This window comes from Streptomyces sp. NPDC024555, assembly GCF_055559335.1.
On the sequence record NZ_JBVHKV010000013.1, the window covers coordinates 104,348 to 130,403 of the forward strand.

At 72.0% G+C, this 26,056-nt stretch carries 29 protein-coding genes; 13 read left to right on the top strand and 16 right to left on the bottom strand.

Features of this window, described 5'->3' with window-relative positions; genetic code table 11:
* Positions 1 to 13: 13 nt before the first annotated feature.
* The 7 genes from ACZ4FH_RS23420 to ACZ4FH_RS23450 form a co-directional block, all read right to left on the bottom strand.
* On the bottom strand, positions 14 to 1,246 hold the full coding sequence (locus ACZ4FH_RS23420) for a hypothetical protein (RefSeq protein ID WP_467307101.1): 1,233 nt from the start codon (positions 1,244 to 1,246) through the stop codon (positions 14 to 16).
* Between the two features lie 117 nt (positions 1,247 to 1,363).
* Positions 1,364 to 1,876, bottom strand: coding sequence for an NUDIX hydrolase (locus ACZ4FH_RS23425; RefSeq protein WP_467307284.1), 513 nt, complete (start codon positions 1,874 to 1,876; stop codon positions 1,364 to 1,366).
* 69 nt (positions 1,877 to 1,945) lie between these two features.
* Positions 1,946 to 2,389 carry a DUF5958 family protein gene (locus tag ACZ4FH_RS23430; protein ID WP_467307103.1) on the bottom strand — a complete coding sequence of 148 codons (444 nt, stop codon included), beginning with the start codon at positions 2,387 to 2,389 and terminating at the stop codon, positions 1,946 to 1,948.
* Between the two features lie 93 nt (positions 2,390 to 2,482).
* Positions 2,483 to 2,953 carry a DIP1984 family protein gene (locus ACZ4FH_RS23435; protein ID WP_467307104.1) on the bottom strand — a complete coding sequence of 157 codons (471 nt, stop codon included), beginning with the start codon at positions 2,951 to 2,953 and terminating at the stop codon, positions 2,483 to 2,485.
* Positions 2,954 to 3,045: 92 nt separating this feature from the next.
* Positions 3,046 to 3,789, bottom strand: a complete 744-nt coding sequence (locus tag ACZ4FH_RS23440; RefSeq protein WP_467307105.1) for a VOC family protein — start codon at positions 3,787 to 3,789, stop codon at positions 3,046 to 3,048.
* 228 nt (positions 3,790 to 4,017) lie between these two features.
* Positions 4,018 to 4,596 carry a PASTA domain-containing protein gene (locus ACZ4FH_RS23445; RefSeq protein WP_467307106.1) on the bottom strand — a complete coding sequence of 193 codons (579 nt, stop codon included), beginning with the start codon at positions 4,594 to 4,596 and terminating at the stop codon, positions 4,018 to 4,020.
* Entirely contained in the window at positions 4,593 to 5,141 is a 549-nt protein-coding gene (locus tag ACZ4FH_RS23450; RefSeq protein ID WP_467307107.1) for a SigE family RNA polymerase sigma factor, read from the bottom strand. The genes ACZ4FH_RS23445 and ACZ4FH_RS23450 overlap by 4 nt, the downstream gene beginning before the upstream one ends.
* Before the next feature lie 316 nt (positions 5,142 to 5,457).
* On the opposite strand from ACZ4FH_RS23450, the gene ACZ4FH_RS23455 reads away from it, so the two are divergent.
* From ACZ4FH_RS23455 to ACZ4FH_RS23465, 3 genes are all read left to right on the top strand, one after another.
* Positions 5,458 to 5,955: a helix-turn-helix domain-containing protein gene (locus tag ACZ4FH_RS23455; RefSeq protein ID WP_467307108.1), complete on the top strand. Its 498-nt coding sequence runs from the start codon at positions 5,458 to 5,460 to the stop codon at positions 5,953 to 5,955.
* Positions 5,956 to 6,001: 46 nt separating this feature from the next.
* On the top strand, positions 6,002 to 6,676 hold the full coding sequence (locus ACZ4FH_RS23460; RefSeq protein WP_467307109.1) for a hypothetical protein: 675 nt from the start codon (positions 6,002 to 6,004) through the stop codon (positions 6,674 to 6,676).
* A 133-nt stretch (positions 6,677 to 6,809) separates the two neighbouring features.
* Positions 6,810 to 7,160, top strand: a complete 351-nt coding sequence (locus ACZ4FH_RS23465) for a DUF2516 family protein (RefSeq protein ID WP_467307111.1) — start codon at positions 6,810 to 6,812, stop codon at positions 7,158 to 7,160.
* Between the two features lie 154 nt (positions 7,161 to 7,314).
* On the opposite strand, the gene ACZ4FH_RS23470 is transcribed toward ACZ4FH_RS23465, so the two are convergent.
* From ACZ4FH_RS23470 to ACZ4FH_RS23480, 3 genes are all read right to left on the bottom strand, one after another.
* The gene (locus tag ACZ4FH_RS23470) at positions 7,315 to 8,703 is read right to left on the bottom strand and encodes a PP2C family protein-serine/threonine phosphatase (RefSeq protein WP_467307112.1); all 1,389 of its coding nucleotides are present in this window, start codon (positions 8,701 to 8,703) and stop codon (positions 7,315 to 7,317) included.
* A 438-nt stretch (positions 8,704 to 9,141) separates the two neighbouring features.
* Positions 9,142 to 10,221, bottom strand: coding sequence for a C40 family peptidase (locus ACZ4FH_RS23475; RefSeq protein WP_467307113.1), 1,080 nt, complete (start codon positions 10,219 to 10,221; stop codon positions 9,142 to 9,144).
* 250 nt (positions 10,222 to 10,471) lie between these two features.
* Positions 10,472 to 11,248 (bottom strand): class I SAM-dependent methyltransferase, encoded by a 777-nt coding sequence (locus tag ACZ4FH_RS23480; protein WP_385109316.1) that lies wholly within the window; start codon positions 11,246 to 11,248, stop codon positions 10,472 to 10,474.
* Positions 11,249 to 11,514: 266 nt separating this feature from the next.
* Here ACZ4FH_RS23480 and mshA point away from each other — a divergent pair, with 266 nt between their 5' ends.
* The 4 genes from mshA (at position 11,515) to ACZ4FH_RS23500 (ending at position 16,379) form a co-directional block, all read left to right on the top strand.
* Complete coding sequence (mshA, locus tag ACZ4FH_RS23485) at positions 11,515 to 12,879, top strand: D-inositol-3-phosphate glycosyltransferase (protein ID WP_467307116.1); 1,365 nt, start codon at positions 11,515 to 11,517, stop codon at positions 12,877 to 12,879.
* A 118-nt stretch (positions 12,880 to 12,997) separates the two neighbouring features.
* Entirely contained in the window at positions 12,998 to 13,534 is a 537-nt protein-coding gene (locus ACZ4FH_RS23490) for a type III secretion system chaperone family protein (protein WP_467307117.1), read from the top strand.
* A gap of 137 nt (positions 13,535 to 13,671) precedes the next feature.
* The gene (locus tag ACZ4FH_RS23495) at positions 13,672 to 15,387 is read left to right on the top strand and encodes a glycosyl hydrolase family 28-related protein (protein WP_467307118.1); all 1,716 of its coding nucleotides are present in this window, start codon (positions 13,672 to 13,674) and stop codon (positions 15,385 to 15,387) included.
* Between the two features lie 197 nt (positions 15,388 to 15,584).
* Positions 15,585 to 16,379 carry a hypothetical protein gene (locus tag ACZ4FH_RS23500; protein WP_467307119.1) on the top strand — a complete coding sequence of 265 codons (795 nt, stop codon included), beginning with the start codon at positions 15,585 to 15,587 and terminating at the stop codon, positions 16,377 to 16,379.
* 33 nt (positions 16,380 to 16,412) lie between these two features.
* Here the strand turns inward: ACZ4FH_RS23500 and ACZ4FH_RS23505 are convergent, their stop codons facing one another.
* From ACZ4FH_RS23505 to ACZ4FH_RS23515, 3 genes are all read right to left on the bottom strand, one after another.
* Positions 16,413 to 16,655, bottom strand: a complete 243-nt coding sequence (locus ACZ4FH_RS23505; RefSeq protein ID WP_359140358.1) for a hypothetical protein — start codon at positions 16,653 to 16,655, stop codon at positions 16,413 to 16,415.
* Positions 16,652 to 16,900 (bottom strand): hypothetical protein, encoded by a 249-nt coding sequence (locus tag ACZ4FH_RS23510; RefSeq protein ID WP_383648274.1) that lies wholly within the window; start codon positions 16,898 to 16,900, stop codon positions 16,652 to 16,654. Before ACZ4FH_RS23510 ends, ACZ4FH_RS23505 begins: the two co-directional genes overlap by 4 nt.
* Positions 16,901 to 17,029: 129 nt before the next feature.
* Positions 17,030 to 17,788, bottom strand: coding sequence for a phosphoglyceromutase (locus tag ACZ4FH_RS23515; RefSeq protein WP_383648276.1), 759 nt, complete (start codon positions 17,786 to 17,788; stop codon positions 17,030 to 17,032).
* Between the two features lie 225 nt (positions 17,789 to 18,013).
* Here ACZ4FH_RS23515 and ACZ4FH_RS23520 point away from each other — a divergent pair, with 225 nt between their 5' ends.
* Entirely contained in the window at positions 18,014 to 19,306 is a 1,293-nt protein-coding gene (locus ACZ4FH_RS23520; protein WP_467307122.1) for an MDR family MFS transporter, read from the top strand.
* Positions 19,307 to 19,389: 83 nt separating this feature from the next.
* Here the strand turns inward: ACZ4FH_RS23520 and ACZ4FH_RS23525 are convergent, their stop codons facing one another.
* Together ACZ4FH_RS23525 and phoU are read right to left on the bottom strand one after the other, a co-directional pair.
* Positions 19,390 to 19,539: a hypothetical protein gene (locus ACZ4FH_RS23525; RefSeq protein WP_383648281.1), complete on the bottom strand. Its 150-nt coding sequence runs from the start codon at positions 19,537 to 19,539 to the stop codon at positions 19,390 to 19,392.
* A 192-nt stretch (positions 19,540 to 19,731) separates the two neighbouring features.
* Entirely contained in the window at positions 19,732 to 20,409 is a 678-nt protein-coding gene (gene phoU / locus ACZ4FH_RS23530) for a phosphate signaling complex protein PhoU (protein ID WP_383648284.1), read from the bottom strand.
* A 210-nt stretch (positions 20,410 to 20,619) separates the two neighbouring features.
* Here phoU and phoR point away from each other — a divergent pair, with 210 nt between their 5' ends.
* The gene (gene phoR, locus ACZ4FH_RS23535) at positions 20,620 to 21,894 is read left to right on the top strand and encodes a two-component system sensor histidine kinase PhoR (protein ID WP_383648286.1); all 1,275 of its coding nucleotides are present in this window, start codon (positions 20,620 to 20,622) and stop codon (positions 21,892 to 21,894) included.
* A gap of 5 nt (positions 21,895 to 21,899) precedes the next feature.
* Positions 21,900 to 22,571 carry a two-component system response regulator PhoP gene (phoP, locus tag ACZ4FH_RS23540; RefSeq protein WP_467307286.1) on the top strand — a complete coding sequence of 224 codons (672 nt, stop codon included), beginning with the start codon at positions 21,900 to 21,902 and terminating at the stop codon, positions 22,569 to 22,571.
* 90 nt (positions 22,572 to 22,661) lie between these two features.
* Here the strand turns inward: phoP and ACZ4FH_RS23545 are convergent, their stop codons facing one another.
* Positions 22,662 to 23,297, bottom strand: a complete 636-nt coding sequence (locus tag ACZ4FH_RS23545; RefSeq protein WP_467307126.1) for a DUF461 domain-containing protein — start codon at positions 23,295 to 23,297, stop codon at positions 22,662 to 22,664.
* Positions 23,298 to 23,936: 639 nt separating this feature from the next.
* Between ACZ4FH_RS23545 and ACZ4FH_RS23550 the strand changes: the two genes are divergently transcribed.
* The 3 genes from ACZ4FH_RS23550 (at position 23,937) to ispF (ending at position 26,021) form a co-directional block, all read left to right on the top strand.
* Positions 23,937 to 24,419 carry a CarD family transcriptional regulator gene (locus ACZ4FH_RS23550; RefSeq protein WP_006380568.1) on the top strand — a complete coding sequence of 161 codons (483 nt, stop codon included), beginning with the start codon at positions 23,937 to 23,939 and terminating at the stop codon, positions 24,417 to 24,419.
* A 356-nt stretch (positions 24,420 to 24,775) separates the two neighbouring features.
* A complete protein-coding gene (gene ispD, locus ACZ4FH_RS23555; protein WP_467307128.1) occupies positions 24,776 to 25,522 on the top strand; it encodes a 2-C-methyl-D-erythritol 4-phosphate cytidylyltransferase in 747 nt (248 codons plus the stop codon).
* Positions 25,512 to 26,021: a 2-C-methyl-D-erythritol 2,4-cyclodiphosphate synthase gene (gene ispF, locus ACZ4FH_RS23560; protein ID WP_467307129.1), complete on the top strand. Its 510-nt coding sequence runs from the start codon at positions 25,512 to 25,514 to the stop codon at positions 26,019 to 26,021. Before ispD ends, ispF begins: the two co-directional genes overlap by 11 nt.
* Positions 26,022 to 26,056 lie beyond the last annotated feature (35 nt).

Below are 26,056 nucleotides of genomic sequence, written 5' to 3' on the forward strand. Positions count from 1 at the left end.
GCGCCCACCCGCGTCAGCGGACCACGGGATTGCCCTGAAGGTTCGCGTCGCCGCACGGCCAGGGGCCTTCGGCCAAGGGGCCCAGAGGGGTTCGAAACACGACCACCTCACTGTCCAGCGGGACGACGACGAGGCCGTCGTCCAGGAGCAGGGTGCGGCCCATGATGTTCCTGTCGTCGTTCCGGGCATACAACTCGTGCGAAGTCAGGTCCGCACCGACGGCAATCAGCGCGCCGTCGCGCCAGAACACCGTGGTGCCCGCCCTGTCCATCGCCGGAGAGGACGTGTAGTAGCCCGTCAGCCGGGGCCCGTCCACGAGCGTTGAGTCCGGGGCGAGTCGCCGGAAACGCGATGTGGACGGCAGGCGATTCTCCAGTTCGGGGCCGCATACGGTCCCCCAGTCGTTGACGACCATCGCGCCGTGGCTGGCCCACCGGTCCGTTTCGCTGCCGCTCCGGTCGTAGCGGCGCGTGATGAACTCCCCGTATCCCTGGGACCCGATCAGGAACGCGCCCGGACCGGCGATCGCCTTCCGGCCCGTAGGGGCGGGCGCGGTGGCCGAGACGATCGTCCCACTGGCCAGGTCCAGGAGGAAGGTCCTCCCGAGCCCGCCACGTGCGTCGGTGTAACTGGCCGCGACCCTGTCCCCCGAGACCATCAGTGGTTCCTGGCGATCGACATCGATCTCTTCCGGAACCCAGGGCCGCAACGGACGTATCTCCCAGCCACTTTCCTCGCTCATGCCTTTGACACCCGGATGCGAGACCGGGCCGAGCGCGATCGGCGTCGACCACAGGCACTGCCCGTCCCGTGTGTACCGCGCGACGCGAGGCGGCGGCGGCTCGGACGCGATGCCCTGCATCCTCCGCAGCATGGGCAAAGTACCGGCCCACGCGATACAGAAACCGTCGTCCAGCAGCACGAACGCGCCGATCTCCTCGCCGGCCTGGCACTCCGGGACAACGGTCCGGTGAGTGGATCCGTCGGGGAGTACGCCCTCCAGAACCCGCCCTGTGCCCTCCGGGCACGCGACCCAGAGCGTCCCGTCCGCGGACAAGCGGGACCGGGGCCGTCCGGTGCCGGGGTACGACCGCTGCCACGTCACCGATCCCGTGACATGGACCATCGTCACGACCGTCTCCAGAGGATTCCCCCCGCAACCGGTCACGTACAGCGGGCCGGACGGATCCTGTACCGCCACGGACCAGATCTGGCCCGGCATGGCGAGGGCCGATACGGAAGTCATGGCCCGGCATCCTACGAGAACCGGTCGGCGACCGGAGGGGAACGGACCTCTGCGGACCTATGCGCCACCGCGGACGAGAGCGGTGCCCTGGGAGACGCCGGGGCGCCCGGCCTCCCCTCAGGACTCCTCGGCCACGAACGCGAGGTACCGACCGAACACCTCCTGGCTGTCGGGAGTGAACGGCCACTCCGCCAGGGCCGATCGCAGCTCCGGAACGGTCAGCCGGCCGTGCCAGGCGATCTCCTCGGGGGCGATGGTCACGGCGTCCGGTACGACGGCCTCGTGCACGCCGAGCCAATGGGGGCTCAGGCCGCCCCGGTTGAGGAAGGTGAACAGGGGGCGGGGCCGCGCCCGTACGCCGAGTTCCTCCGCGATCTCCCGCGCGGCGGCCTGCTCGTAGGTCTCGCCCACCGTCACGGCACCGCCGATGACGGCCTCGTAGCGCCCGGGGAAGCGGGACAGATGCTCCGCCCGCCGGTGCACGAGGACCCGGCCGCGCGTATCGCGGCAGACCGTCACGGCGACCCGGTGCAGCCATCCTTCGCGAACGGCCCGGCTACGGCTGACGACCTCCCCCGTCGCCCGGTCCTGATCGTCGACACGCTCCACGAGTTCGTCCACGAAGGACAGCCTGGCAGGCGCCACCGACAACGCGGCATGCGTTCAATCTTTCCCATGCATCCCATACATCCCATGTGTTCAACTGCGTTCTGGGGACGGCTCCCTGAGGGCGCGGATCGGGGAGACGCCTGTGATCAGGCAGTGTTGCGACGACGACGCGGGTTCCGGCGGGGGGCGCCGGGAGCCGGTGCCATGCGTGGCCGCAGTCGTCGGCGCAAAGCGTTCCCGCCGGTGCCGGTCGGCGACGGTCGGCACCGCGATGAGCAGCCGGAATACCTTGAGGCGTTCGTCGTACGGGTCGAGGGCGGTGATTTTCCGGAGTTGCCGGTCGATCCGGCCTCGTACGAGCAGGACCGCCGCTGCCCGGGTGGTGCGTCGTGGTGCGATGTGGAAAGCCCCGAACCCGCCCTCGCCGCTTCGGATCTGCACGTGGTGATGTGCTGTGCGCTGTGCACCTTTACCTGTACGCCGTGCTGAGCTGCGTTGTTGACTGGGGAGTCGAACCCCTGCGTTGCTCTTCACGCGCCAGAAAGGGGCCGGAAACCGCCGGCCCTCGGTGTGTGCACGCCTCCGGAGTGGCTACCTGCTCCACATCGTTCCCGTCCGCCGGACCTCTCAGTCCAGCAGGTCCACCTCCCAGTTCGTGCGCTGGATCCGCACGTCGACGTCGCGGATCTCCCGCGCGAGGACGTCGGCCTGACCGCGCAGTTCCGCGACCGGAAGCGCGGCCAGCATCATCAGCTCCGACCGGAGCTGCCGGCCGTATCCCCGGTCGCCGCCGCCCGCCGCCGCGTCCGCCGCCGCGGTGACGACGGAGTGGCGCAGCCGCAGGACGTCCCGACGGGCGAGGGCGTCGGTGAGCGTGCCGCCGGATTCGAGCTCCACGGTGGCGTTGGTGCGGTTGATCCGCCGGATCAGCGTCTCCAGCGTGTTCAGCACCTCACCGGCCTCGGCCAGGAGTTGGGTGGCGTCCTCGGCGGGGGTCTCGCCCTCCTGGTACCGCGCGCTGCTGACGACGCGGGCGCGCAACTGCTCCACACGGCGCGTCGCCTCCGCCCGCTCGGCCAGTGCCTCGGCAAGCTTCACCGTCTCGACCTCCCTCTCCGGAACGCGCCCGAGTATAGGGGCGGGGGGAACGGCGCACCCGTACCAAGCCCTTGCGGGGCCAACACTCCGTGTCAGGACGAACGGGCGAGGACGCAGAACTCGTGTCCCTCCGGGTCCATGAGACACGTCCACGGGACATCGCCCTGGCCGACATCGAGATCGGCGGCGCCGATGGCCCGCAGCCGGGCGACCTCCGCCTCCTTGTCGTCACCGGGCTCCGGCACCACGTCGAGATGAACGCGGTCCGGCACGGTCTTCACGTCGGGCGAGCGGCGGAACTCCAGATACGGACCCACGCCCGCGGCCGACCGCCACACCGCATGGTCGTCCGTCACCTCGTACAGGTCCCAGTCCACCGCCTCGTCCCAGAACCGCGCCATGGCCCGCGGATCCGCGCAGTCGACCACCACCCGGGCGATCGGCCCGGTGTCGCGGTACGTCTCCCGGGGCTCCAGTACGCAGAACTCGTTGCCCTCCGGATCGGCGAGGACCGTCCACGGCACGTCCCCCTGGCCGACGTCGGCGGGCGTCGCACCGAGCGCCTTGAGACGCGCGACCCACTCCGCCTGGTGGGCCGCTGAACTGGTGGCGAGATCGACGTGCACACGATTCTTCGTCGCCGTCTTGGCCTCCGGGACGGCGACGACGTCGATGCACACGCCGACCGGATCCAGCCAGTCGAAGCCGGCGGGTTTGGCGGCGGTCGCGCCCGATCCCTCGCCGCTGACGCTCCAGCCGAGCGCTTCCGCCCAGAACCGTCCGACAGCCGAGTCGTCACATGCCTTCATGTTCACCAGGACGGGTCGCAGCGCCATGCCGGGGATCCTACGCACCCGCCCCGCACGGCACAGCCGATACGGCGAAAGCTGAAATGCGACGGCAGACGCCGGAGACCGCACCGGCTGGGGACCACGGGAACCCGTGTGACTCGCAGCGACAGGAAGTCATTTCCATCGGACCTCCATTGGGCCTGTCGGCGTCCTTGAAAGCGGTCGGCACGGTGCCGGGCGCTGAGGCATGCGCGGGCCGAAGGGCCCGGTCGCTCAGCTTCTGCCGGGTTTGCCCGTCGAGACCAGCAGGAGGACGGACGAGCCCGGTGCCACCGGTGCTGCGCCGCCCCGGGGGTCACTGCTGATCACCTGCCCGGCGGGAGCGTTCCAGTCCGTGTGCCGCATGATCGTGCAGCTCAGTCCGAGTCTGCGCAGCAGGCTTCCGGCCTGTTCGACCGGCATGCCGGCCAGGTCCGGCAGCGCGATGTTCGCTTCCGCGGTCTGCTCCTGCTCCTGTGTCGGAGTCGCATCGGCGCTTCCGCTCTTGGGGGTGCCGGTGGCGAGCGGGCTGCACGCCCCGTTCGCCGGTGAGGACAGGGTCGGGGAGGCGCCGGGCGCGGGCGGCACGGGCTTCAGCGCGAAGAACCCCACCGTGGCGCACGCCAGCACGCAGCACGCCGCAGCGGTGCCGAGGAGCGCCCGGCGGGTGCGGCTGCGGCTGACGGCTCGCTCGATCGCGGCCGCGTCGACGACCGGCGCCGTCGGCCCGTCGGCGAAGGAGGCCACCGCGGCACGCAGCTCGGCTTCGAGGCTCGGCTCGAACGGGGCGGGTCCGGACGACGTGTTCCTCACTTCGTACCTCCGAAAGCGGTCGACGGGGTGTGCGGCGCCTGGGCGCCCGATACGGAATCGCGCAGCTTGGCCAGGCCGCGGGCGAGCTGGGACCTCACCGCACTCGAAGAGATGTCCAGGACGCCGGCGACCTGTTGGGCGTCCAGATCGTGCAGGTAGTACAGGACCACCACGCTGCGCATGCCCATCGGCAGCCCGAGCAGTGCCTCGATCAGTTCCGCGCGCAGATCCGCCTGCCCGAACCGGTCCCGGGGGTCGGCCGTCTCGGGCACCCCCGACAGCCCGGGGCGCTCGCCCAGGCGCGACAGCCGCCGCCAGCGGTCGTTGGCCAGGTTGACCAGCACTTTGCGCACGTACGCCTCCGGCGAGTCCGCCACCTCGACCTTCCGCCAGTGTCGGCACGCCCGCTCCAGCGCCTCCTGCACCAGATCCTCGGCCACGTGCACGTCACCGGTCAGCGCATACGCGGTGCGGAACAACGCTCCCGACCGATGTGCGACGAACTCCGTGAATCCGTTGCCCGGACCGCTCCTGCGAAACCTCACCCGCCGACCTCCTCTCCTCGTCCCGTCCCGATCACTGCCCCCATGACGGCGGAACGGGGTCGGGTGCTGCACCGAGCCACCAGCAGTGACGTGAATCACATCTGGGACGGAAGGGTGTCCCGGGACCTCGCGCCGCTGCCGCCCGGGGTGGGAGCGGGGCCCGGCGTCCCGCACGGGCGGACGCGACGCCGCTCTCGACCTCGGCGAGTTCGCCTCCGCCGGTCCCGTCCTGCGGGTCAAGTCACTCCGAGTGGTCCGGCACACTTTTGCAAGCGCCTGCTTGCAAAAGTTAGCGCGAGGGGTCCAGTATCGGAACATGGCCTCACTCAACGTCGGCAATCTCGGCGACTACCTGCGCGAGCAGCGCCGCAGTGCGCAGTTGTCGCTGCGGCAGCTCGCGGATGCCGCCGGGGTGTCGAATCCCTACCTCAGCCAGATCGAGCGCGGGCTGCGCAAGCCCAGCGCCGAGGTGCTGCAGCAGGTCGCGAAGGCGCTGCGGATCTCGGCCGAGACGCTGTACGTACGGGCCGGGATCCTGGACGAGCGGGAGCGGGAGGAGTCGGAGACGCGGGCGGTGATTCTGGCCGATCCGTCGATCAACGAGCGGCAGAAGAGCGTGCTGCTCCAGATCTACGCCTCCTTCCGCAAGGAGAACGGGTTCGAGGACGAGCCCGTCGACGGGGCCCCGGGCAAGGAGGGGCGCGCGGACGGGCCCCTCAGTGTCGACGGCCGTGCTGCCGATACAGCTGATGCGGGCCGGGAACCGACGGACGCCGACGGGCCGTCGGCGGAACCTCCGCACCGCGCCTCATAGATCCACCACCCTCAGACCGAGCTGATGATCCGGGAGGACCACAGTCATGGCCATCACCGATGACCTGCGCAAGACCCTCACCGACCCGACTCCCCTCTACTTCGCCGCCGGTACGGCCGATCTCGCCGTGCAGCAGGCCCGGAAGGTCCCGGCCCTGCTGGAGCAGCTGCGGGCCGAGGCGCCCGAGCGGATCGAGGCGGTACGCAACACCGACCCCAAGGCCGTGCAGGAGAAGGTGACCGGGCAGGCCAAGGAGGCGCAGGCCACCCTCCAGGCCCGGGTCACGGACCTGATCGGCGCCTTCGACACCGATCTGAAGAAGCTCGGCGAGAGCGCCCAGGATCTGGCCCTGCGCGGGGTCGGCGTGGCCGCCGAGTACGCCGTCCGGGCCCGGGAGACGTACGAGAAGGTCGCCGAGCACGGCGAGCAGACCGTCCGCACCTGGCGCGGCGAGCCCGCCGAGGAGGTCGTCGAGATCGCGGTCGTCGAGCCGCGCAAGGAGGCCCGTCCGAGTGCCGGGTCGCCGGCGGCCGCCGAGGCCCGGCCGGCCAAGCCCGCCCCCGCTGCCGCTGCCGTGAAGACCGCCCCCGCCGCCAAGCCCGCCCCCGCCAAGCGGGCCCCCGCGGCGAAGACGGCCAAGGCGGAGGACAAGCCCGCGGCCGCCAAGAAGGCTCCGGCGCGCAAGCCCGCCGCGAAGAAGACCACCCCGCCCGCCAAGTAGCCGTCGGCGAGCAGCCGTGCCGTGCCCCGGGCAGGTGTGCCGGGGCGGCGGGCGGGCACTTTTCAGGGGTGCCCGGCCGTTGTCCCGGTACCGTGGCCGCGATCGCTCATCCACTGACTAGGCGGTGCACATCATGTTGCTCGAAGGCTTCACCACATTCCTCGGGCTGCTCTCCCTGGCCATGCTGGTTCTCGCCGCCGTCGCGCTCATCATGGCCGCGATCGCCCGCGAGGACGCCTACCGCGCCGCGGACAAGCAGAAGAAGTCCTTCTGGCTGATCATCCTCGGCATCGCGGTCGTGGTGAACCTGGTGCCCCTGGGCGGCCTCCAGATGGTGCTCGAAATCGCCGGGCTCGTCGCGACCATCGTCTTCTTCGTCGACGTACGGCCCGCGCTCAGGGCCGTCTCGGGCGGCGGCCGCGGCGGCCGGCGCGGCGGTTCCAGCAGCGACGGACCGTACGGGCCCTACAACGGCGGCCGCTGACCACCGACGGCCGACCACCGGTGTCGACCAGCGGCCGCCGACCACCGACGGCCGGTGTCGACTACCGATCACCGACCGCCGATATCGACCGCCGACCACTGACGGCCGGTGTCGGGCCCTACAGCTCCCCCAGCTCCTCCAACCCCTCCAACTCCTACAGCGGCGGTCGCTGAACGGCCGCCGCCGACGCCTCCCCGGGCCGCGGGCGCGGAATGCTCCGGCCCGGTCCCGATCCCGGCCCCGAGCCCTGCGGCCGGTGGCGGGCGGTCTCGCCGCCCCGGTCGAGCAGCAGGACGGCGACGTCGTCGGTCAGCTCGCCGCCGTTCAGCTCCCGGACGTGGGTGACGGCCGCCTCCAGCAGGTCCTCGCCGGTCAGGCCCTCGGCCAGCTGGCGGTTGATCATCGCGACCATGCCGTCCTGGCCCAGCCGCTGCGTTCCGCTGCCGACCCGGCCCTCGATCAGCCCGTCGGTGTACATCATCAGGCTCCACGAGCCGCCCAGCTCCACCTGCCGGCGCGGCCACCGCGCCCTCGGCAGCAGTCCGAGCGCCGGGCCGCCGTCCTCGTACGGGAGCAGCCGCGCCGCCCGGCCCCGGCGGGCGATCAGCGGGGCGGGGTGGCCCGCCAGGCACAGGCCCGCGCGCCGTCCGTCCGGGGCGATGTCCACCGTGCAGAGCGTCGCGAAGATCTCCTCGCTCTCCCGTTCGTGCTCCAGGACCTGCTGGAGGGTGGAGAGCAGTTCGTCGCCGCACAGCCCCGCCAGGATGAGGGCCCGCCAGGCGATCCTTAGTTCTACGCCGAGTGCCGCCTCGTCGGGGCCGTGGCCGCACACGTCGCCGATCATCGCGTGCACCGTGCCGTCGGGGGTGCGGACCGTGTCGTAGAAGTCGCCGCCCAGCAGGGCCCGGGAGCGGCCGGGGCGGTAGCGGGCCGCGAAGCGCAGGTCCGAGCCGTCCAGCAGCGGGGTGGGCAGCAGCCCGCGTTCCAGGCGGGCGTTCTCCTGGGCGCGCAGCCGGGACTCGGTGAGCTGGTGGTGGGCCGCGTCGGCGCGTTTGCGTTCCACGGCGTAGCGGATGGCGCGGCTGAGCAGCCGGCCGTCGAGTTCGCCGCGGAAGAGGTAGTCCTGCGCGCCGACCCGGACCGCCTCGGCGGCCAGTTCGGCGTCGTCCTCGGCCGTGAGCGCGAGGACGGCGTGCCGGGGCGCGATCCGCAGGACGTGCTTGAGGGTCGCGAGCCGGTCCGCCCCTTCGTCGGCCCCGTCGGCCCCGGCGGGCGCGGCGGTCGCGGCGGCCGCGCGGGTCTCGCTGCCGGCCGGCAGGGCCAGGTCCAGCAGGATGCAGTCCACGTCGTCGGTGAGGAGCCGGCCCGCCTCGGTCAGATTGCGGGCGGCCCGGATGCGGACGCGGGCGCCGGCCGCCGCCGAGAGTTCCGGGACGGTGATGGTGCCCGACGGGTCGTCCTCGATCACCAGGAGGGTGAGGTCGGTGCCATTGCCGGGCTCCGCAGCGGACGCGGAACGTTGCTGCGGTACGGGTACGGGCATCGGTAAAGGTTTCCTTCCCTCCCCCCGAGGGCGCGGCGGGACGACGATCGACGACCCGCCAGACGGGGACGATAGCGGTACCGGATGCGGGAACGGAATGGCGTACGGCACTCGGCCGTTGGCATATGCGGAGCCATAAGCCGCGTCAGGTCACGGATCCGGCGCGATGGGCCCGCCCCGGCGTGTCCATGAGGGCATGACAAAGGTCACGCCGACCGGTTGAACCGCAGTGGCGCCGCTCACGTGGGAAGAGGCCGGGAACGGGCCTCCCCTTCGGCGGCCCCGGAAGGGCGCGGGAAACGCGCGTCCCGGGAGGGTGCGGGTAAGCCCCCGTCCCGGGAGGGTGCGGGTAAGCCCCCGTCCCGGAAGGGCGCGGGAAACCCCGTCCCGGAAGGGCGCGGGAAACCCCGTTCCGGAAGGCCGCGGGAAACGCCCCTCTCACTTGTCCGGGCGGACGACTCCCAGGATCTCCATCGAGCCCGCCCCCGCGACCGTGACATTGCGGCCGGGACGCGGGGCGTGCACGATCGCGCCGTCGCCGATGTACATGCCGACGTGCGTGGCGTCGCGGTGGTAGATGATCAGGTCGCCGGGGCGCATGTCCCGGATGGCGATGTGCGGCAGCAGCCGCCACTGCTCCTGCGAGGTGCGGGGGATGGGCCGGCCGGCCGCCGCCCAGGCCTGCGAGGTCAGTCCGGAGCAGTCGTACGACTTGGGGCCCTCGGCGCCCCATACGTACGGCTTGCCGATCTGCGCGGTCGCGAAGGCCACCGCCTTCTTGCCGGCCGGGCTGGCCTCCTGGCTGATCTCCTTGAGGATGCCGGAGCCGAGCCAGGCGGTCTGGGCCTGGTACTCCTGTTCCTGCTCCAGCTGGAGGAGGCGGGCGCGCTCCTTCTTCTCCAGCTGGTCCTCCAGCTTCTTGGCCGCCGCGATCTGCTCGTTGATCTTCTTCTTGGCCTTGGCCTGCTTGACGCGGTTGGCTTCCAGCTTGGTCCAGTTGATGCTGGCGTCCTGGGTGTAGGTCTCCAGGTCCTCCTGGGTCCTGTTCAGTTCGCCGAGCAGCCCCTTGGCGGCCTTCTGGCCCTGCTGGGCCCGGCTGAGGCCGTCGAGGAAGAGCCGGGGGTCGCCGCTGAGCATCAGCCGGGCGCCCGGCGGCAGGCCCGCGTTGCGGTACTCCTCGCGGGCCTGGGCGCCGGCCCGCTGCTTCAGCTCGGCGATCTTCGCCTGGCCGGCGACGATCGCCTGGGCCAGCTTGACGATCTCGCCCGACTGCTTCTTGGCCCGTTCCTCGGCGAGGTTGTACGCGTCCGTCGCCGCCCCGGCCGCCCGGTAGAGGCCGTCGATCTCCTGGCGCACCTCTTCGAGGCTCTTCTTCGCGGGCGGAGCGGGCGGACCGGGCTGTGCCGGGAAGGGCGTTCCCGGAGGCGCGGGAGCGGCGAACGCCTGGACCGGCGCAGCCAGTACGGCCAGCGCGCAGACCAGCGTGATCGCGGCAGCGGCACAGTGGCGTCGGTACACGAGCTCCCCCTCCGAGCGGAAAACAGAATCTGATTTACCGTCAGTAACTTGTGGTCCCCGACGAGATCGTGCCATGCCCTACCGAAAAGCAACAGAGGCAGACACATCCAGCGCCCGTCCGGCCCCCAGTTCACAGGGACGAGTGAAGGGGCGCGGCCGTTCCCGCCGCCGGGGGAGTTTCCGTTGTTCTCCCGTCCGTTCTCCCGTCGTTCCCCCGGTATTGGGGTGCGGCAGGGTGTCGGGGCCGGCGTCAGCCGCCGGGCCGCAGGGCCTCCCAGGCCACGGTCACCTCGCCCTGGCGCCAGCGCCGTTCGCCGTCCCTCAGCGGCCAGTCGGCGGCCAGCGCGCGGACGGCCGCGATCCAGCGCTGCCGGGCGCCGAGCGAGGCGTACGGGGCGGCCGCCGCCCAGGCCCGGTCGAAGTCGCGCAGGAAGGCGTGGACGGGCTCGCCCGGCACATTGCGGTGGATCAGCGCCTTGGGCAGCCGTTCCGCGAGGTCGGACGGGCGGCCGAGCGAACCGAGCCGGGTCGCGAACGTGACCGTACGGGGCCCCTCCGGGCCCAGCGCCACCCAGACGTGGCGGCGGCCGATCTCGTCGCAGGTCCCCTCCACCAGCAGCCCCTCCGGCGCCAGGCGCTCGCACAGCCGACGCCAGACGGCGGCCACCTCGCCCTCGTCGTACTGGCGGAGCACGTTCGCCGCCCGGATCAGGACGGGCCGCCGCGGCAGCGGGATCTCGAAGCCGCCGTGGAGGAAGGCCAGCCCCTCGCGCTCGTACGGGCGGGCCGCCTCGACCCGTTCCGGGGAGATCTCGATGCCGACCACCCGGGTGCGCGGTTCGGCCGTCCGCAACCGGGCCAGCAGCTCGACGGCGGTCCAGGGCGCCGCCCCGTAGCCGAGGTCGACCGCCACGGGGTCCTCGGCGCGGCGCAGGGCGGGGCCGTGCACGGCGGCGATCCAGCGGTCCATGCGGCGCAGCCGGTTCGGGTTGGTGGTCCCGCGCGTCGCGGTGCCGATCGGGCGCATGGCACAGAGCGTAACGATCCCGGCGGACGGGGCGGCGCGCCGGCCGGTCCTACAGGGGGTGATGCGGGCCCCGGGGCGACGCGCCGAAAGTCTGGGGTAATGATTTGGCAAAGTGGAAATGAAAGGACGTGCTCCGCTGTTCGACACCTTCGAAGGGCGGCTGTGCCCCTGAGGCATGCCGTGCGACGCAAGCAGATACGTACGCCGGCGGAGCCGGAGCCGGTGCCCGTGCCGGTGCCCCGGGCGAGCGAGGAGGACCGGACGACGTGAGCCAGTACGTCTCCCGACTCGGCAGCGGCCGGGTCGCACCGCGTCTCAGGTTCCCCGCCGGTCTCACCGGTACGTTCACGGGCGGCCACCGCAGACCGCGCCGGATCGCGATGCTCTCCGTGCACACCTCCCCGCTCCACCAGCCGGGGACGGGCGACGCGGGCGGCATGAACGTCTACATCGTGGAGCTGGCCCGGCGGCTGGCCGCGATCAACATCGAGGTCGAGATCTTCACCCGCTCCACCACCGGCGCCCTGCCGCCGGCCGTCGAGCTGGCCCCCGGCGTCCTGGTGCGACACGTGGACGCGGGGCCGTACGAGGGACTGGCCAAGGAGGAGCTGCCCGCCCAGCTCTGCGCCTTCACGCACGGCGTGATGCAGGCCTGGGCCGGCCAGCGCCCCGGCTACTACGACCTGGTGCACTCGCACTACTGGCTCTCCGGCCACGTCGGCTGGCTCGCCGCGCAGCGCTGGGGCGTCCCGCTCGTCCACGCCATGCACACCATGGCCAAGGTCAAGAACGCCTCGCTCGCCGAGGGCGACACCCCCGAACCGGCCGCCCGGGTCATCGGCGAGACCCAGATCGTCAGCGCCGCCGACCGGCTGATCGCCAACACGGCCGAGGAGGCGGACGAGCTGGTCCGCTTCTACGACGCCGCGCCCGGTTCCGTCGCCGTCGTCCACCCCGGCGTCAACCTGGACCGCTTCCGCCCGGCCGACGGCCGCGCCGCCGCACGGGCCAGGCTGGGGCTGCCGCAGGACGCGCTGATCCCGCTCTTCGCGGGCCGCATCCAGCCGCTGAAGGCCCCGGACGTGCTGCTGCGGGCCGTCGCGGTGCTGCTGGACCGGGACCCCTCGCTGCGGTCCCGGATGGTCGTGCCGGTCGTCGGCGGGCCCAGCGGCAGCGGTCTCGCCAAGCCCGAGGGGCTGCAGAAGCTGGCCGCCCGCCTGGGCATCGCCGATGTCGTGCGGTTCCATCCGCCGGTCGGGCAGGACCAGCTCGCCGACTGGTTCCGGGCCGCGTCCGTGCTGGTCATGCCCTCGTACAGCGAGTCCTTCGGCCTGGTCGCCATCGAGGCCCAGGCGGCCGGCACCCCCGTCGTCGCCGCGGCCGTGGGCGGGCTGCCGGTCGCGGTGCGGGACGGGGCCAGCGGCTTCCTGATCCCGGGGCACGACCCCGAGGCGTACGCCCGCGCGCTCCAGCGCTTCGCCGCCACGCCGGAGCTCGTCGACCGGATGGGCGCCGAGGCCGCCGCGCACGCCCAGCGCTTCGGCTGGGACACGGCCGCCGGGGCGACGGCGGACGTCTACACGGCGGCGATCCACGACCACCGCCGCCGGGTCCGCACCCACCACGGCTGAGCCCCCTTCCCGCGCACCCCTTCCCGTGCGCCCCGCCCCGCGGACCCTTCCTCGCGCCCCGCCCCGCGCACCCCGCTCCCGGCGGACGGGCGCGAGCCGGCTGACGTACGCTCGATCCATGGCTGACGCACCCGAGGAAGCGGCAACACCGCAGGTCGCCCACGCGACGCAGATCGCCCGGGTCATCGAGACGACGCTCGCGGACGCCGGACTCGACTGGGAGAGCCCCGGGCCCGGCAGTTACGTCGTCCAGCTGCCCGGTACCCGCAAACTGGCCACCACCTGCTCGCTGCTCGTGGGCCGGCACTCGCTCTCCCTCAACGCCTTCGTCATCCGCCACCCCGACGAGAACGAGGCGGCCGTCCACCGCTGGCTGCTGGAGCACAACCTCCGCCTGTTCGGCGTGGGTTACGCGATCGACGCGCTCGGGGACATCTACCTCGCCGGCAAGCTGCCGCTCTCCGTCGTCACGCCCGAGGAGCTGGACCGGCTGCTCGGGTCGGTGCTGGAGGCGGCGGACGGGGCCTTCAACTCCCTGCTGGAGATCGGTTTCGCGAGCGCGATCCGCAAGGAGTACGCCTGGCGGGTGTCGCGCGGCGAGTCCACGCGGAACCTTGACGCGTTCACGCATCTGATCCAGCGTCCGACTGCCTGACGCGGAGCACTCCCTTCTCTTTCCCCGGTGCACGGCTCTTCCGTCGTGCGCCGGGGTCGTGGCATGCTCACCGCCGACGCGGATATGAACCATGTTCATATCCATGAACTAGCAGTCAGGGAAGGCGGATCGGGCTCATGGCGATCGACGGAACACCCGGCGGCAACGGCATCAGCAGGCGCGGACTGCTCGGCAGCGCGGTGGCCGTCGCCGCCGCGACGGCCACCGGAACACTCGCGGCGGCACCGGCCCAGGCCGCACCCGCGCGCCCCGGAGCCGGTCTCCGGCCGACCCCGCTCTGGCGGGAGTTCACGGCCGCCCCCTACACCCACCCGCAGATCCCGTTCATCGGCCGGGCCGGCTACCGCGCCGGCTCCGCGCTGCCCCGGCCCCGTACCGGCCACGGCTTCACCGTCGACGTCCGGCACTACGGGGCGCGGCCCGACGGATCCGCCGACGCCGCCCCCGCGATCAACCGGGCGATCGCGGACGCCGGGCGGCGCGGCGGCGGCACGGTCCTGATCCCCGAGGGCACGTACCGCATCGACGACCTGATCCGCATCGGCCACAGCGATGTCGTCGTGCGCGGCGCGGGCAGCGGCCGCACCACGCTGTACGCGACGAAGAACCTCACCGAGCTGATCGGCCCGTACGGCAGCCGCTACGGCGGCGACAAGTCCAGCTGGTCCTGGGCCGGCGGGCTCATCTGGCTCTGCCCCGAAGCCCGTTGGACCTCGCTCACCGACGCGATCAGGGCGAAGGCCTGGCCGTTCGAGGGCTGGACCGGGAACGCGCGCGACGCGTGGGAGACCCTGGCCACCGTCGCCCCGGCCCGGCTCGGCGACCGTACGGTCACGGTCGACGACGCCCGGAGGCTGCGGCCCGGCGCCCTCGTCCTGCTCCGCCTAGCCGACGACCCCGCGCACACCCTCCTGGAGCACATGGCGGGCGGCGGCCCCGGCCCCGAGGCGTACGTCTGGGACGACAAGACCAAGCTCACCTCGTACGTCCCCTACGAATGGCCGGTCCGCGTCACGGCGGTGCACGGCCGGCGCGTCACCCTGGAGCGGCCCCTCCCGCTCGATGTGCGCCCCGAGTGGGACCCGCGCCTGACCACGCTCGTCACCCCGCTCACCGGCTCCGGCGTCGAAGGGCTCACGCTGGAGGCCGTCGAGACCCCGCAGTCGCCGCATCTGCTGGACAAGGGGTACAACGGCGTCGCGTTCCAGTGCGCGTACGACTGCTGGGCCGACGACGTCACCGTCCGCCACGTCGACAACGGCTTCGGCCTCATCGGCGCCTCCGCCTGCACCCTGCGCCGTACCCGGGTCGCGGGGCGCGGCTCGCACCACCCGTACTACTGCCGGGAGGGCAGCCACGACAACCTGATCGAGGACTTCACCATCGAGCAGCGCACCGTGCCCGCGCCCGCCGGGACCCAGTTGCACGGCATCAACGTCGAGGGGCTGTCCAGCTACAACGTCTGGTCGCGGGGTGTCATGGAGATGGGCACCTTCGACTCGCACCGGGGGATGCCGTTCGCCGACGTGCGGACCGACATCACCGTGAACAACAACGGGCGGCACGGCGGAGACGCCAGTGCGGGACCGCTCTTCGGCGCCCGCTTCACCCACTGGAACATCCGCGTCACCAACGGCCGGGCGGGGCTGATGCGCATCGACGGGCTCGCCCCGTACAGCGCGACCGTCGGCGTCAGCGAGGTGAGCGAGTTCGACCAGATCGACGTTCCCGACTTCGCCGGCGACCTGCACAGCCGCCTGGAGGCGTACGGAACGCCGGAAGCGGTGCGGCCCGCCAACCTGTACGACGCGCAACGCGCCCTGGACCGCTGAGGGGTGCCGCGCGGCGGCGGTGCGGCGAAGTGATCACGACGTCGTCACGATCATGCGTAATGCCCAGGTCAAAGGATTGCCAAACCACAGCCTGCTCATAGAGTTGGCCCACCCCCACGAAGCGCGAGGCCGCGCCGTTTCCCGGCGCCGGCCGCCTTCGTGCTGGGCGGAACATCCCGAGACCAGAAGGACGGGCCATGCGACCCACTGCCATACGCCGTACCGCCGTTGCCGCCTCCGTGCTGTCGCTGGCCCTCCTCACCGCGGCCTGCGGCTCGGACGGCGGCGACAAGGACAAGGAGAAGGACGCGGGCAAGGCGGGCTCCTCCGCCTCCGCCGCGCCCGCCGAGAAGCCCGCCGCCAAGGCGCTCACCGCGGCCGAACTGGAGAAGGCCTCGCTGGCCCAGGGCGACGTCAAGGGCCACAAGATCACCAAGGCCGGCCCGGCCGACGCCATCACCGGCGACAAGGTCACCACCGACAAGGCGGAGTGCGACGTGCTCGCCGACGCCCTGATGGGCGCCAAGGCCGGTACACCGGCCGCGTCCACGCAGCGCAAGGTCATCAGCGAGCCCAAGAAGCCCGCGGGCAAGGAGAGCGAGGACCCGGCGGAGGCCTTCAAGGCCGCGTTCGACATCACGACGACGCTGGCCACGCTCGCCTCGTACGACGGCACGGGCGCCGCCGACACCCTCGCCGAACTGCGCACCGCCGCCACCACCTGCGCCTCCGGCTTCTCGTTCACCGCCGCCGGCTCGAAGCAGAAGGTCCTCAAGATCGCCGAGGTGCCGGTCAAGGGCGCCGAGGAGGCCGCCGGCTGGACGGTCACGGTCGAGGCCGAGGGCGAGACCAGCGCGATGAAGCTCGTCGAACTGCGTCAGGGCGGCACGATCGCCTCGCTGACCTCTCTCAACCTGGGCGCGTCCGGCGCGGGCGGCGACTTCGACCTGCCGACCGCCGTCATCGACGCCCAGGCGGCGAAGCTGGCCTGATCCGGCGTCGGGCGAAGGGGCCCGGCCCCTCCGTCACGGCAGCGGCACCAGCCGCACCACGGTGACGGTCAGGACCGAACCGGAGACGTAGTAGAGCACGATCGCCCCGGCGACCGTCGCCTCCCGGCGATCGTGCTCCCCCTTCACGGCGGACGAGCCGTGCCCGTACGGGTCGCGCCCCAGCGTGCGCACCATCTCGTCCCGGAAGGTGTCGCCGTCCCGCATCTTGGCCAGGGTGTCGTCGGCGGGCGGTGCGTAGGAGATCCGGAGACTCAAGCGACGCTCCGCCTCTCGGCCTCGTCCTGCGCCAGCCGGTCCAGGATCCGCTCGGCCTCCGGATCCGGCACCGCCTCCAGCATCCAGTGCCGCATCACGGCCTGGATCTCGTGCACCCCCGCCTCGTTGATGGCGCGGTCGAACTCCTCGCGTCTCGCCTCCGGCAGGGCGTCACGGATGGCCGGAATGCTGTTCGGCACCTCGACCTCGGCACCACCGACAAAGGTCTTGAGGGGTTCACCCATGACTGCTCTCCCCGCTTCTTCCCCGCTCTCTCCTTACCCCACGGTATCCGCCCCACCCCCGCAACACCGCGACCCCCGCCACGAGTTGCTCGCGACGGGGGCCGGGGTGCGGGGTGCCCTGGGGCGGGGCTACTTCTTGCCCTGGTTCTTCACGGCCTCGATGGCCGCCTTCGCCGCGTCCGGGTCGAGGTAGGTGCCGCCGGGCTTCAGGGGGCGGAAGTTCTCGTCCAGCTCGTAGGCGAGCGGGATGCCCGTGGGGATGTTCAGGCCCGCGATGTCGGCGTCGGAGATGCCGTCGAGGTGCTTGACCAGGGCCCGGAGGCTGTTGCCGTGGGCGGCGACGAGGACGGTCTTGCCGTCGAGGAGGTCGGGGACGATGCCGTCGTACCAGTACGGCAGCATGCGCGTGACGACGTCCTTGAGGCACTCCGTGCGCGGGCGCAGCTCCGGCGGGATCGTCGCGTAGCGCGGGTCGTCGCTCTGGGAGAACTCGGTGCCGTCCTCCAGGGCGGGCGGCGGGGTGTCGTACGAGCGGCGCCAGAGCATGAACTGCTCCTCGCCGAACTCGGCGAGGGTCTGGGCCTTGTCCTTGCCCTGGAGGGCGCCGTAGTGGCGCTCGTTCAGCCGCCAGGAGCGGTGGACGGGGATCCAGTGGCGGTCCGCGGACTCCAGCGCGAGCTGGGCGGTGCGGATGGCGCGCTTCTGGAGGGAGGTGTGCAGCACGTCGGGGAGCAGGCCGGCGTCCTTCAGCAGCTCACCGCCGCGGACCGCCTCCTTCTCGCCCTTCTCGGTGAGGTTGACGTCCACCCATCCGGTGAACAGGTTCTTCGCGTTCCACTCGCTCTCGCCGTGGCGGAGGAGGATCAGCTTGTACGGTGCGTCGGCCATGGTTCCGAGCGTAATCGAACCCGTACGAGCCGCGCGCGACCGGTCACAGGGCGGACACCGGGGGAAGGGCGGGGGAGGGGCGGGGGCCGTGTGCGGCGCGGATTGACGGGCGGCGTCAATTGAGTGGCCCGCGCCGATCGGGGCTTCGTAATGTTCGGGTGGTCGGTGGGCCTCTTACGTGCCGCCGCCGCTCCCGCGCTCCGCACGTCCCTGGGGGGAACCCGTATGTCTGTCACCGGTCTCGGCCGGGCGGCCCGTGAAACCGTCTCCGGCCTCCCACGGGAGTTCTGGTGGCTGTGGACCAGCACGTTGGTCAACCGCCTCGGGGCGTTCGTCGCCACCTTCATGGCCCTCTATCTGACCCTGGACCGGGGCTACTCCGCCTCGTACGCGGGTCTCGTCGTCGCCCTGCACGGGCTCGGCGGCGTCGTCTCCTCGCTCGGGGCGGGGGTGATGACCGACCGGCTGGGCCGGCGGCCCACGATGCTCGCCGCGCAGACGGCGACCGCGGTCGCCGTGGCCGTGCTCGGCTTCATGACCCACCCGGCGGCCATCGCCGCCGTCGCCTTCCTCGTCGGCATGGCGAGCAACGCCTCCCGCCCGGCGGTGCAGGCGATGATCGCCGACATCGTGCCCGCGAAGGACCGGGTGCGGGCCTTCTCGCTCAACTACTGGGCGATCAACCTCGGCTTCGCCGTCTCCTCCGCCGGGGCCGGGTTCGTCGCCGAGTACAGCTATCTCGCGGGCTTCGTCGGCGAGGCGGCCATGACGCTGATCTGCGCCGTCGTCGTCTTCCTGAAGGTGCCCGAGTCCCGGCCCGAGCGGACGGCGCCGGCGTCGGACGCCTCCGGTGCGCCGGCCGACGACGGCGTACGGCTGGGCGACGTGCTGCGCGACGGGCGGTTCATGGCCGTCGTCGGGCTGTCGTTCGTCATCGCGCTGATCTTCCAGCAGGGGTACGTGGGGCTGCCGGTGGCCATGGGGGCGGACGGCTTCAGCAGCTCGGACTTCGGGACGGCCGTCGCCGTCAACGGCGTGCTGATCGTGGTGCTCCAGATCCCCGTCACCCGGTTCATCCAGAGCCGCGACCCCCGCCGGCTGCTCGTCGTCTCGTCGCTGCTCGCCGGGTACGGATTCGGGCTGACGGCCTTCGCGGGCTCCGTCGGGGTCTACGCGCTGACCATCTGCGTCTGGACCGTCGCGGAGATCGTGAACGCGCCCGTGCAGAACGGCCTGGTCGTCCAGCTCTCCCCGGCCCAGGGACGGGGCCGCTACCAGGGGATGTACACCCTGTCCTGGTCGGCCGCCGCGCTCGTCGCCCCGCTGATGTCCGGTGTGGTCATCGACCGCTTCGGCGCCCCGTGGCTGTGGGGGACCTGCGCCCTGCTGGGCACGGCCGCTGCGCTCGGCTACTGGCTGCTGATGCGGGGGCTGCCGGGGGAGGGCCCCGGGGAGCCGGAGACGGTGGTCACCGCTCCGCTCCCGGACCAGAAGCCCGCGGTGGAGCGCGCCGCCTGAGGACCGTCGCCCCTGAAGGCGGGGGGGCGTCCCGCGCGCAGGTCGCGCGGGACGCCCCGGCCGTCCACGCGGCCGGCCGTGCGTCAGCCGGAGCAGCCGCCGCACTGGCACGGCGCGCCGGACTGGCAGCCGCAGCCGCAGCCCGAGCCGCAGCCGCAGGCGCCGAGCACGGTGAGGTGCACCACCTCCGCGGGGGCCTCCTGCGGGGTTCCGGTCGTGGGGGAATCGGCCATGGTTCCTCCTCAAGGCGTACGAAAGGGCCGTACGCCCGAGCGGGGCCCACGACCGGGGCCGCACGACAGCTCGTGCGTCCCCACCCCATTGCATGCCCACCCGGACGGGCGCATCAACGGCGCACATGCGCAGGAACACATGTGCGGATCCACACGCCTCGCGTGCGCCGTCCACGCCCGCTCACGTACGCCCTACGCGCCCTCCACCGGCGCGGCCTGCTGGATCTCGTCCGCGTGCTCGCCCGTCACCAGGTAGACGACGCGCTTGGCCACCGACACCGCGTGGTCCGCGAACCGCTCGTAGTAGCGGCCGAGCAGCGTCACGTCGACGGCCGTCTCGATGCCGTGCTTCCAGCGGTCGTCCATCAGGTGCTGGAAGAGCGTCCGGTGCAGCAGGTCCATCTCGTCGTCGTCCTGCTCCAGCTGGAGGGCCAGGTCGACGTCCTTGGTGATGATCACCTCGGCGGCCTTCGCCATCAGCCGCTGCGCGAGCTGCCCCATCTCCAGCAGGGTGGCGTGCAGGTCGTGCGGGACCGCGGACTGCGGGAAGCGCAGCCGGGCCAGCTTGGCGACGTGCTGGGCCAGATCGCCCGAGCGCTCCAGGTCGGCGCTCATCCGCAGCGAGGTGACGACGATCCGCAGATCCGTCGCCACCGGCTGCTGCCGGGCCAGCAGCGCGATCGCCCTGGCCTCCAGGTCGTGCTGGAGGTCGTCGACCTTCTGGTCGGCGGCGATCACCGACTCCGCGAGCTTCAGATCGGCGTCGAGCATGGCCGTCGTCGCCCGGCCGATCGCCGACCCGACGAGCCGGGCCATCTCGACCAGACCCTCGCCGATCGAGTCGAGTTCCTCGTGGTACGCGTCACGCATGGATGTCCCTCTCCAGTCCTCGGAAGCTGTCGTACGGCACAGCCGGGGCCAGCTCTGAACCCCACGGTGCCACCGTGACGGCCGTACGCGTCGGCTTCCGGCCGGTGAAGTGAACCGTCCCTTGCCCCTCGGTGAACTCTGGGCGACGAGTGTTCGGACAGGCACTCGGACGGCTGGGAGAGTGTCCGCGGTGCCGCATAACCTGGAGCCATGGACGTGAACGCGGCGGTCGCCGCAGCTGCAGCGATCGCCGGGGTGTGCACCGGCGTGATCGCCATGCTGGCGTTCCGCTGGAGCGAGCGCGACCAGAAGAGGCCCACGCGTACGTCCCTGCGGCCCGACAGCAACGCCCCCCTGCCCCCCGGGGTCGACACGGTCCTGTCCGTGCTCTCCTCCTCCGCCGTCGTGCTCGACGAGAGCGACAGCGTCGTCAAGGCCAGCTCCGCCGCGTACGCGCTGGGACTGGTCAGGGGCGGGCGCCTGGCCGTCGAGCCGATGCTCAACATGGCCAGGGACACCCGCAGGGACGGGGAGATACGCCAGGTCGAGCTGGACCTGCCGCGGCGCGGCACCGGCCGGGGCGAGGCCCTCGCGGTCTCCGCCCGGGTCGCCCCGCTGGGCTCCCGGCTGGTCCTGCTGCTCGTCGAGGACCTCACCGAGGCCCGCCGCATCGAGGCCGTCCGCCGCGACTTCGTCGCCAACGTCAGCCATGAGCTCAAGACACCGACCGGCGCCCTGTCCCTGCTCTCGGAGGCCGTGCTCGACGCCTCCGACGACCAGGAGGCGGTGGAGCACTTCGCCCGCCGCATGCAGATCGAGGCCACCCGGCTCACCAACCTCGTCCAGGAGCTGATCGACCTCTCCCGGGTGCAGAACGACGACCCGCTGGAGGACGCCGAGCCGGTCCGGGTCGACGAGCTGGTCGCCGAGGCCATCGACCGCTGCCGGCAGCAGGCCGGCTCCAAGCAGATCACCATGGCCGCCGGCGGCACCGCCGAGCTCCGGATATGGGGCAACCGCGGCCAGCTCGCCGCGGCCCTCGGCAATCTCGTCGAGAACGCCGTCAACTACAGCCCCGCCCGCACCCGCGTCGGCATCGCCGCCCGCCGCGTGGTCGTACCGGGCGGGGACGAGATCGAGATCGCCGTGACCGACCAGGGCATCGGCATCTCGGAGAAGGACCGCGAGCGGGTCTTCGAACGGTTCTACCGCGTCGACCCCGCCCGCTCCCGCGCCACCGGTGGCACCGGCCTCGGCCTCGCCATCGTCAAGCACGTGGCCGCCTCGCACGGCGGGGAGGTCACCGTGTGGAGCTCGGAGGGACAGGGCTCCACCTTCACCCTGCGGCTGCCCGAGGCGGGCTCCGTACGGGACCGGGACCGCACATCCGGCGGCCCGCTGATCGTCAACGGCGACGAGGCGTCCCACCCGGACGCCGCACCCGACACTTTTGATTCATTCCCTGCCCCGGAGGCTCTTCCGTGACCCGAGTGCTTGTCGTCGAGGATGAGGAATCCTTCAGCGACGTCCTGTCCTACATGCTCCGCAAGGAAGGCTTCGAGGTCGCGATCGCGGCCACCGGGCCCGACGGCCTGGACGAGTTCGAGCGCAACGGCGCCGACCTCGTGCTCCTCGACCTGATGCTCCCCGGCCTGCCCGGCACGGAGGTCTGCCGGCAGCTGCGCAGCCGCTCCAACGTTCCGGTGATCATGGTCACCGCCAAGGACAGCGAGATCGACAAGGTCGTCGGCCTGGAGATAGGAGCCGACGACTACGTGACCAAGCCCTTCTCCTCGCGCGAGCTGGTCGCCCGCATCCGCGCGGTGCTGCGCCGCCGCGGGGAGCCGGAGGAGGTCACCCCGGCCGCCCTGGAGGCGGGCCCGGTCCGGATGGATGTGGACCGGCACGTGGTGACGGTCGGCGGCGGCAAGGTCGACCTGCCGCTGAAGGAGTTCGACCTGCTGGAGATGCTGCTGCGCAACGCGGGCCGGGTGCTGACCCGGATGCAGCTGATCGACCGCGTCTGGGGCGCCGACTACGTGGGCGACACCAAGACGCTCGACGTCCATGTGAAGCGGCTGCGCGCCAAGATCGAGCCGGACCCGGGCGCCCCGAGGTTCCTCGTCACCGTGCGCGGGCTGGGGTACAAGTTCGAGCCGTAGACCGGCGGGACACCCGGAGCGGATACGACACGGCCGAGGCGCCTCCCGGTGGGGGAGGCGCCTCGGCCGTGTCGTGCGTGCGGGGTTCGGTCAGCCGGGCTGCTGCGTGGTGGCCTCGCCGGCGCCCGGGGTGGCCGAGCCGCTGGGGCTGCCCGACGGGGAGGCGTCGGCGGACGCGGAGGCCTCGGGGGTCTTCTCCGGGAGCTTCGGCAGCGAGCTGGGGCCGAAGCCGGTGAAGTAGTTCTCCGCCGGGACGACGGTGACGCCCAGCGGGATGTCGCCGGTCTTGCTGAGCGAGAAGACGAGCGACTGCACGTTGCCGTTCTGCGTGGCCTCGTTGCCGTTCTCGATCACGGCGGAGGCGTTGCCCTTGCCGCCGATGACCAGCCGGCCGCCGGCCGGGACGACGACCGGGCCCGAGCCCTTGGCGGCGTGCAGCTGCACCGTGCCGCTGCTGCCCTTGAGGGCGATGGCGTTCAGCGTCTCGTCCTGCGTGCCGCTGTTGAAGAGCGTCGCGGAGACCACGGCGGGGCCGTTGGCGCCGCGCACGGGCTGCGTGATGACGTTGGCGTTCTGGATCTTGATGTCGCCGGACGAGGTGGCGGCGTTGTCCGGCCGGACCTTCAGGGTTTGCGCGTCGTTGCCCGCTCCACAGGCGGAGAGGCCGGCGATCGAGAACGCGAGGGCGGTGGCGGCGAGGACGCCGTGTCGAAGGCTGCGGCTCACGGCGGCGGCAACTCCTTGAACGAGCGGACGTACGGACGGAGGGCGAGCGGTGTAAAGCCGCCCTAAGGGTGTGTCAGCGGCCAGGTTACCGAGCCGCCGTGAGCGCTCCGCACCCGACCCGCCCCTGTGCGTTCCGAGATCACCGGCCCCCTTACGGCCGTCGCCGCGCCCGAGATCATTCGCACGCCGTTCACAAAACGCGCGTGATCAATTCCGCCCGGCGCGGGGCCCGGGGTTGCGCCGCTGTTCAACGCGGTGTGACGCATTCATTGCGGATAAGCGCGGCCGGGCAAATCCGGCGGGTGTCCGCGGCCGGGCGTTGATCAATTTCATTGGCCACCGGCACTTACCCCGTACGAGTGATCGATCTCCGAACGGCCTGCGGAATCTCCCGCTCCAGGAACCCGGCAAAACGGGACGTTCGGTCACTTCCGAGCGGCTTCCGGGGCGTGTAACGTGCGCGTTTCTCTGCGCCCGCACAGCCGCTCCGACCTGCGAATACCGCTCCGCGCGCCCCTTCCGCAGCACGTCCGTGTCTCAGTTGTCAAGCCCCGAGATATGCCCTGACCTGCGAAAACGCCATTCAGGAGAAGCTGTTCTCGTGTTACTCTTGATAGCCACGGAAGGGGTACCTGTCACATGACGTTCAAGGTTGGCGACACCGTGGTCTATCCCCATCACGGGGCCGCGCTGATCGAGGCTATCGAAACTCGCCAGATCAAAGGCGTGGACAAGACCTACTTGGTGCTCAAGGTCGCCCAGGGCGACTTGACGGTGCGTGTGCCGGCGGACAATGCCGAGTTCGTAGGCGTGCGCGACGTGGTCGGGCAGGAAGGGCTGGACCGGGTCTTCGAGGTGCTCCGCGCGCCGTACGCGGAGGAGCCGACGAACTGGTCCCGACGCTACAAGGCAAATCTCGAGAAGCTCGCGTCCGGCGATGTCATCAAGGTCGCGGAAGTGGTTCGCGACCTCTGGCGTCGTGAGCGCGAGCGCGGACTCTCCGCAGGTGAGAAGCGCATGCTCGCCAAGGCTCGGCAGATCCTGGTGAGTGAGCTCGCCCTCGCGGAGAACACGAACGAGGACAAGGCCGAGGCTCTGCTCGACGAGGTCCTCGCGTCCTGAACCGGATCGCGCCGGTCGTAAATAATGTGCCGCGGTGCCCGCTGACCAGCCGTCTGTACGGCCTGTCGTCGGGCGCTGCGGCATGTCCGGAAGCGGAAGGATCCGGAGGCGACGACTCCGGACGTGCCGACGCGTTGGCCTCGTCGACGATCCCCCGGTACTTTGCTCGCGATCTTGTGAAGTCGACGACCCCGAAGCCGACGATCCGTCCGATCCCGAGCGGCCGGTGCGGTGCCCGTCTCGCCCGGGGTCACGGAAAGGGTCCCGGTCGAGTCATGGCGCAGTGCCCGGCTCGCTTGTGGCCATACCCACGTCGGCCGTGAGGACAAACATGCCGAAGCCTCGGAGTGCTACCGATGTCTGAACAACCGCGTCCCTCCCGCACCGCCGCCGTGATCCCCGCGGCCGGCCGCGGCGTACGGCTCGGCCCCGGCGCCCCCAAGGCGCTCCGCGCGCTCGGCGGGACACCCATGCTGGTCCACGCCGTACGCGCGATGGCCGCCTCCCGCCATGTCTCCGTCGTCGTGGTCGTCGCCCCGCCGGACGGCGCCCCCGAGGTCCGCGCACTGCTCGACGAGCACGCGCTGCCCGAACGCACCGAATTCCTCGTGGTCCCCGGCGGCGCCACCCGCCAGGAATCCGTACGGCTCGGCCTGGACGCCCTGCCCGAGGACATCGGCACCGTCCTCGTCCACGACGCCGCCCGGCCCCTCGTCCCCGTCGACACCGTCGACGCGGTCGTCGAGGCCGTGCGCGACGGCGCTCCCGCCGTCGTCCCGGCCCTGCCGCTCGCCGACACCGTCAAGGAGGTCGAGCCCGGCGCCCCCGGCGCACCGGAGCCCGTGCTCGCCACCCCGGTCCGGGCCCGCCTCCGGGCCGTGCAGACCCCGCAGGGCTTCGACCGCGACACCCTGGCCCGCGCCCACGCCCGGGTCGCGCTCAGCGGCGAGGGCGCCACCGACGACGCCGGCATGGTCGAACAGCTCGGCGCGCCGGTCGTGGTCGTCCCCGGCCACGAGGAGGCGTTCAAGGTGACCCGCCCCCTCGACCTCGTCCTCGCCGAGGCCGTACTCGCACGCAGGAGGGCCCACGATGGCTTCTGACCCGTCCGCCGCCCCCGCGCCGGTGATCCCGCTGGTCGGCATCGGCACCGATATCCACGCCTTCGAGGAGGGCCGCGAGCTCTGGTGCGCCGGGCTGCGCTGGGACGGCGAGGGCCCCGGCCTGGCCGGGCACTCCGACGCCGACGTCGTCGCGCACGCCGCCTGCAACGCGCTGTTCTCCGCCGCCGGTCTCGGCGACCTGGGGCAGCACTTCGGCACCGGGCGCCCGGAGTGGTCCGGCGCCGCCGGCGTCACCCTGCTCACCGAGGCCGCCCGGATCGTCCGCGCCGGGGGCTTCGAGATCGGCAATGTCGCCGTCCAGGTCGTCGGCGTACGCCCCAAGATCGGCAAGCGGCGCGAGGAGGCGCAGAAGATGCTCTCCGCTGCCGTCGGCGCCCCCGTCTCGCTCTCCGCCGCCACCTCCGACGGACTCGGCTTCACCGGCCGCGGCGAGGGCATCGCGGGGATCGCGACGGCCCTGGTCTACCGCACCGGCTGACCCCGCGCCGGAGGCGCACCGGCCCGTGGTGGGCC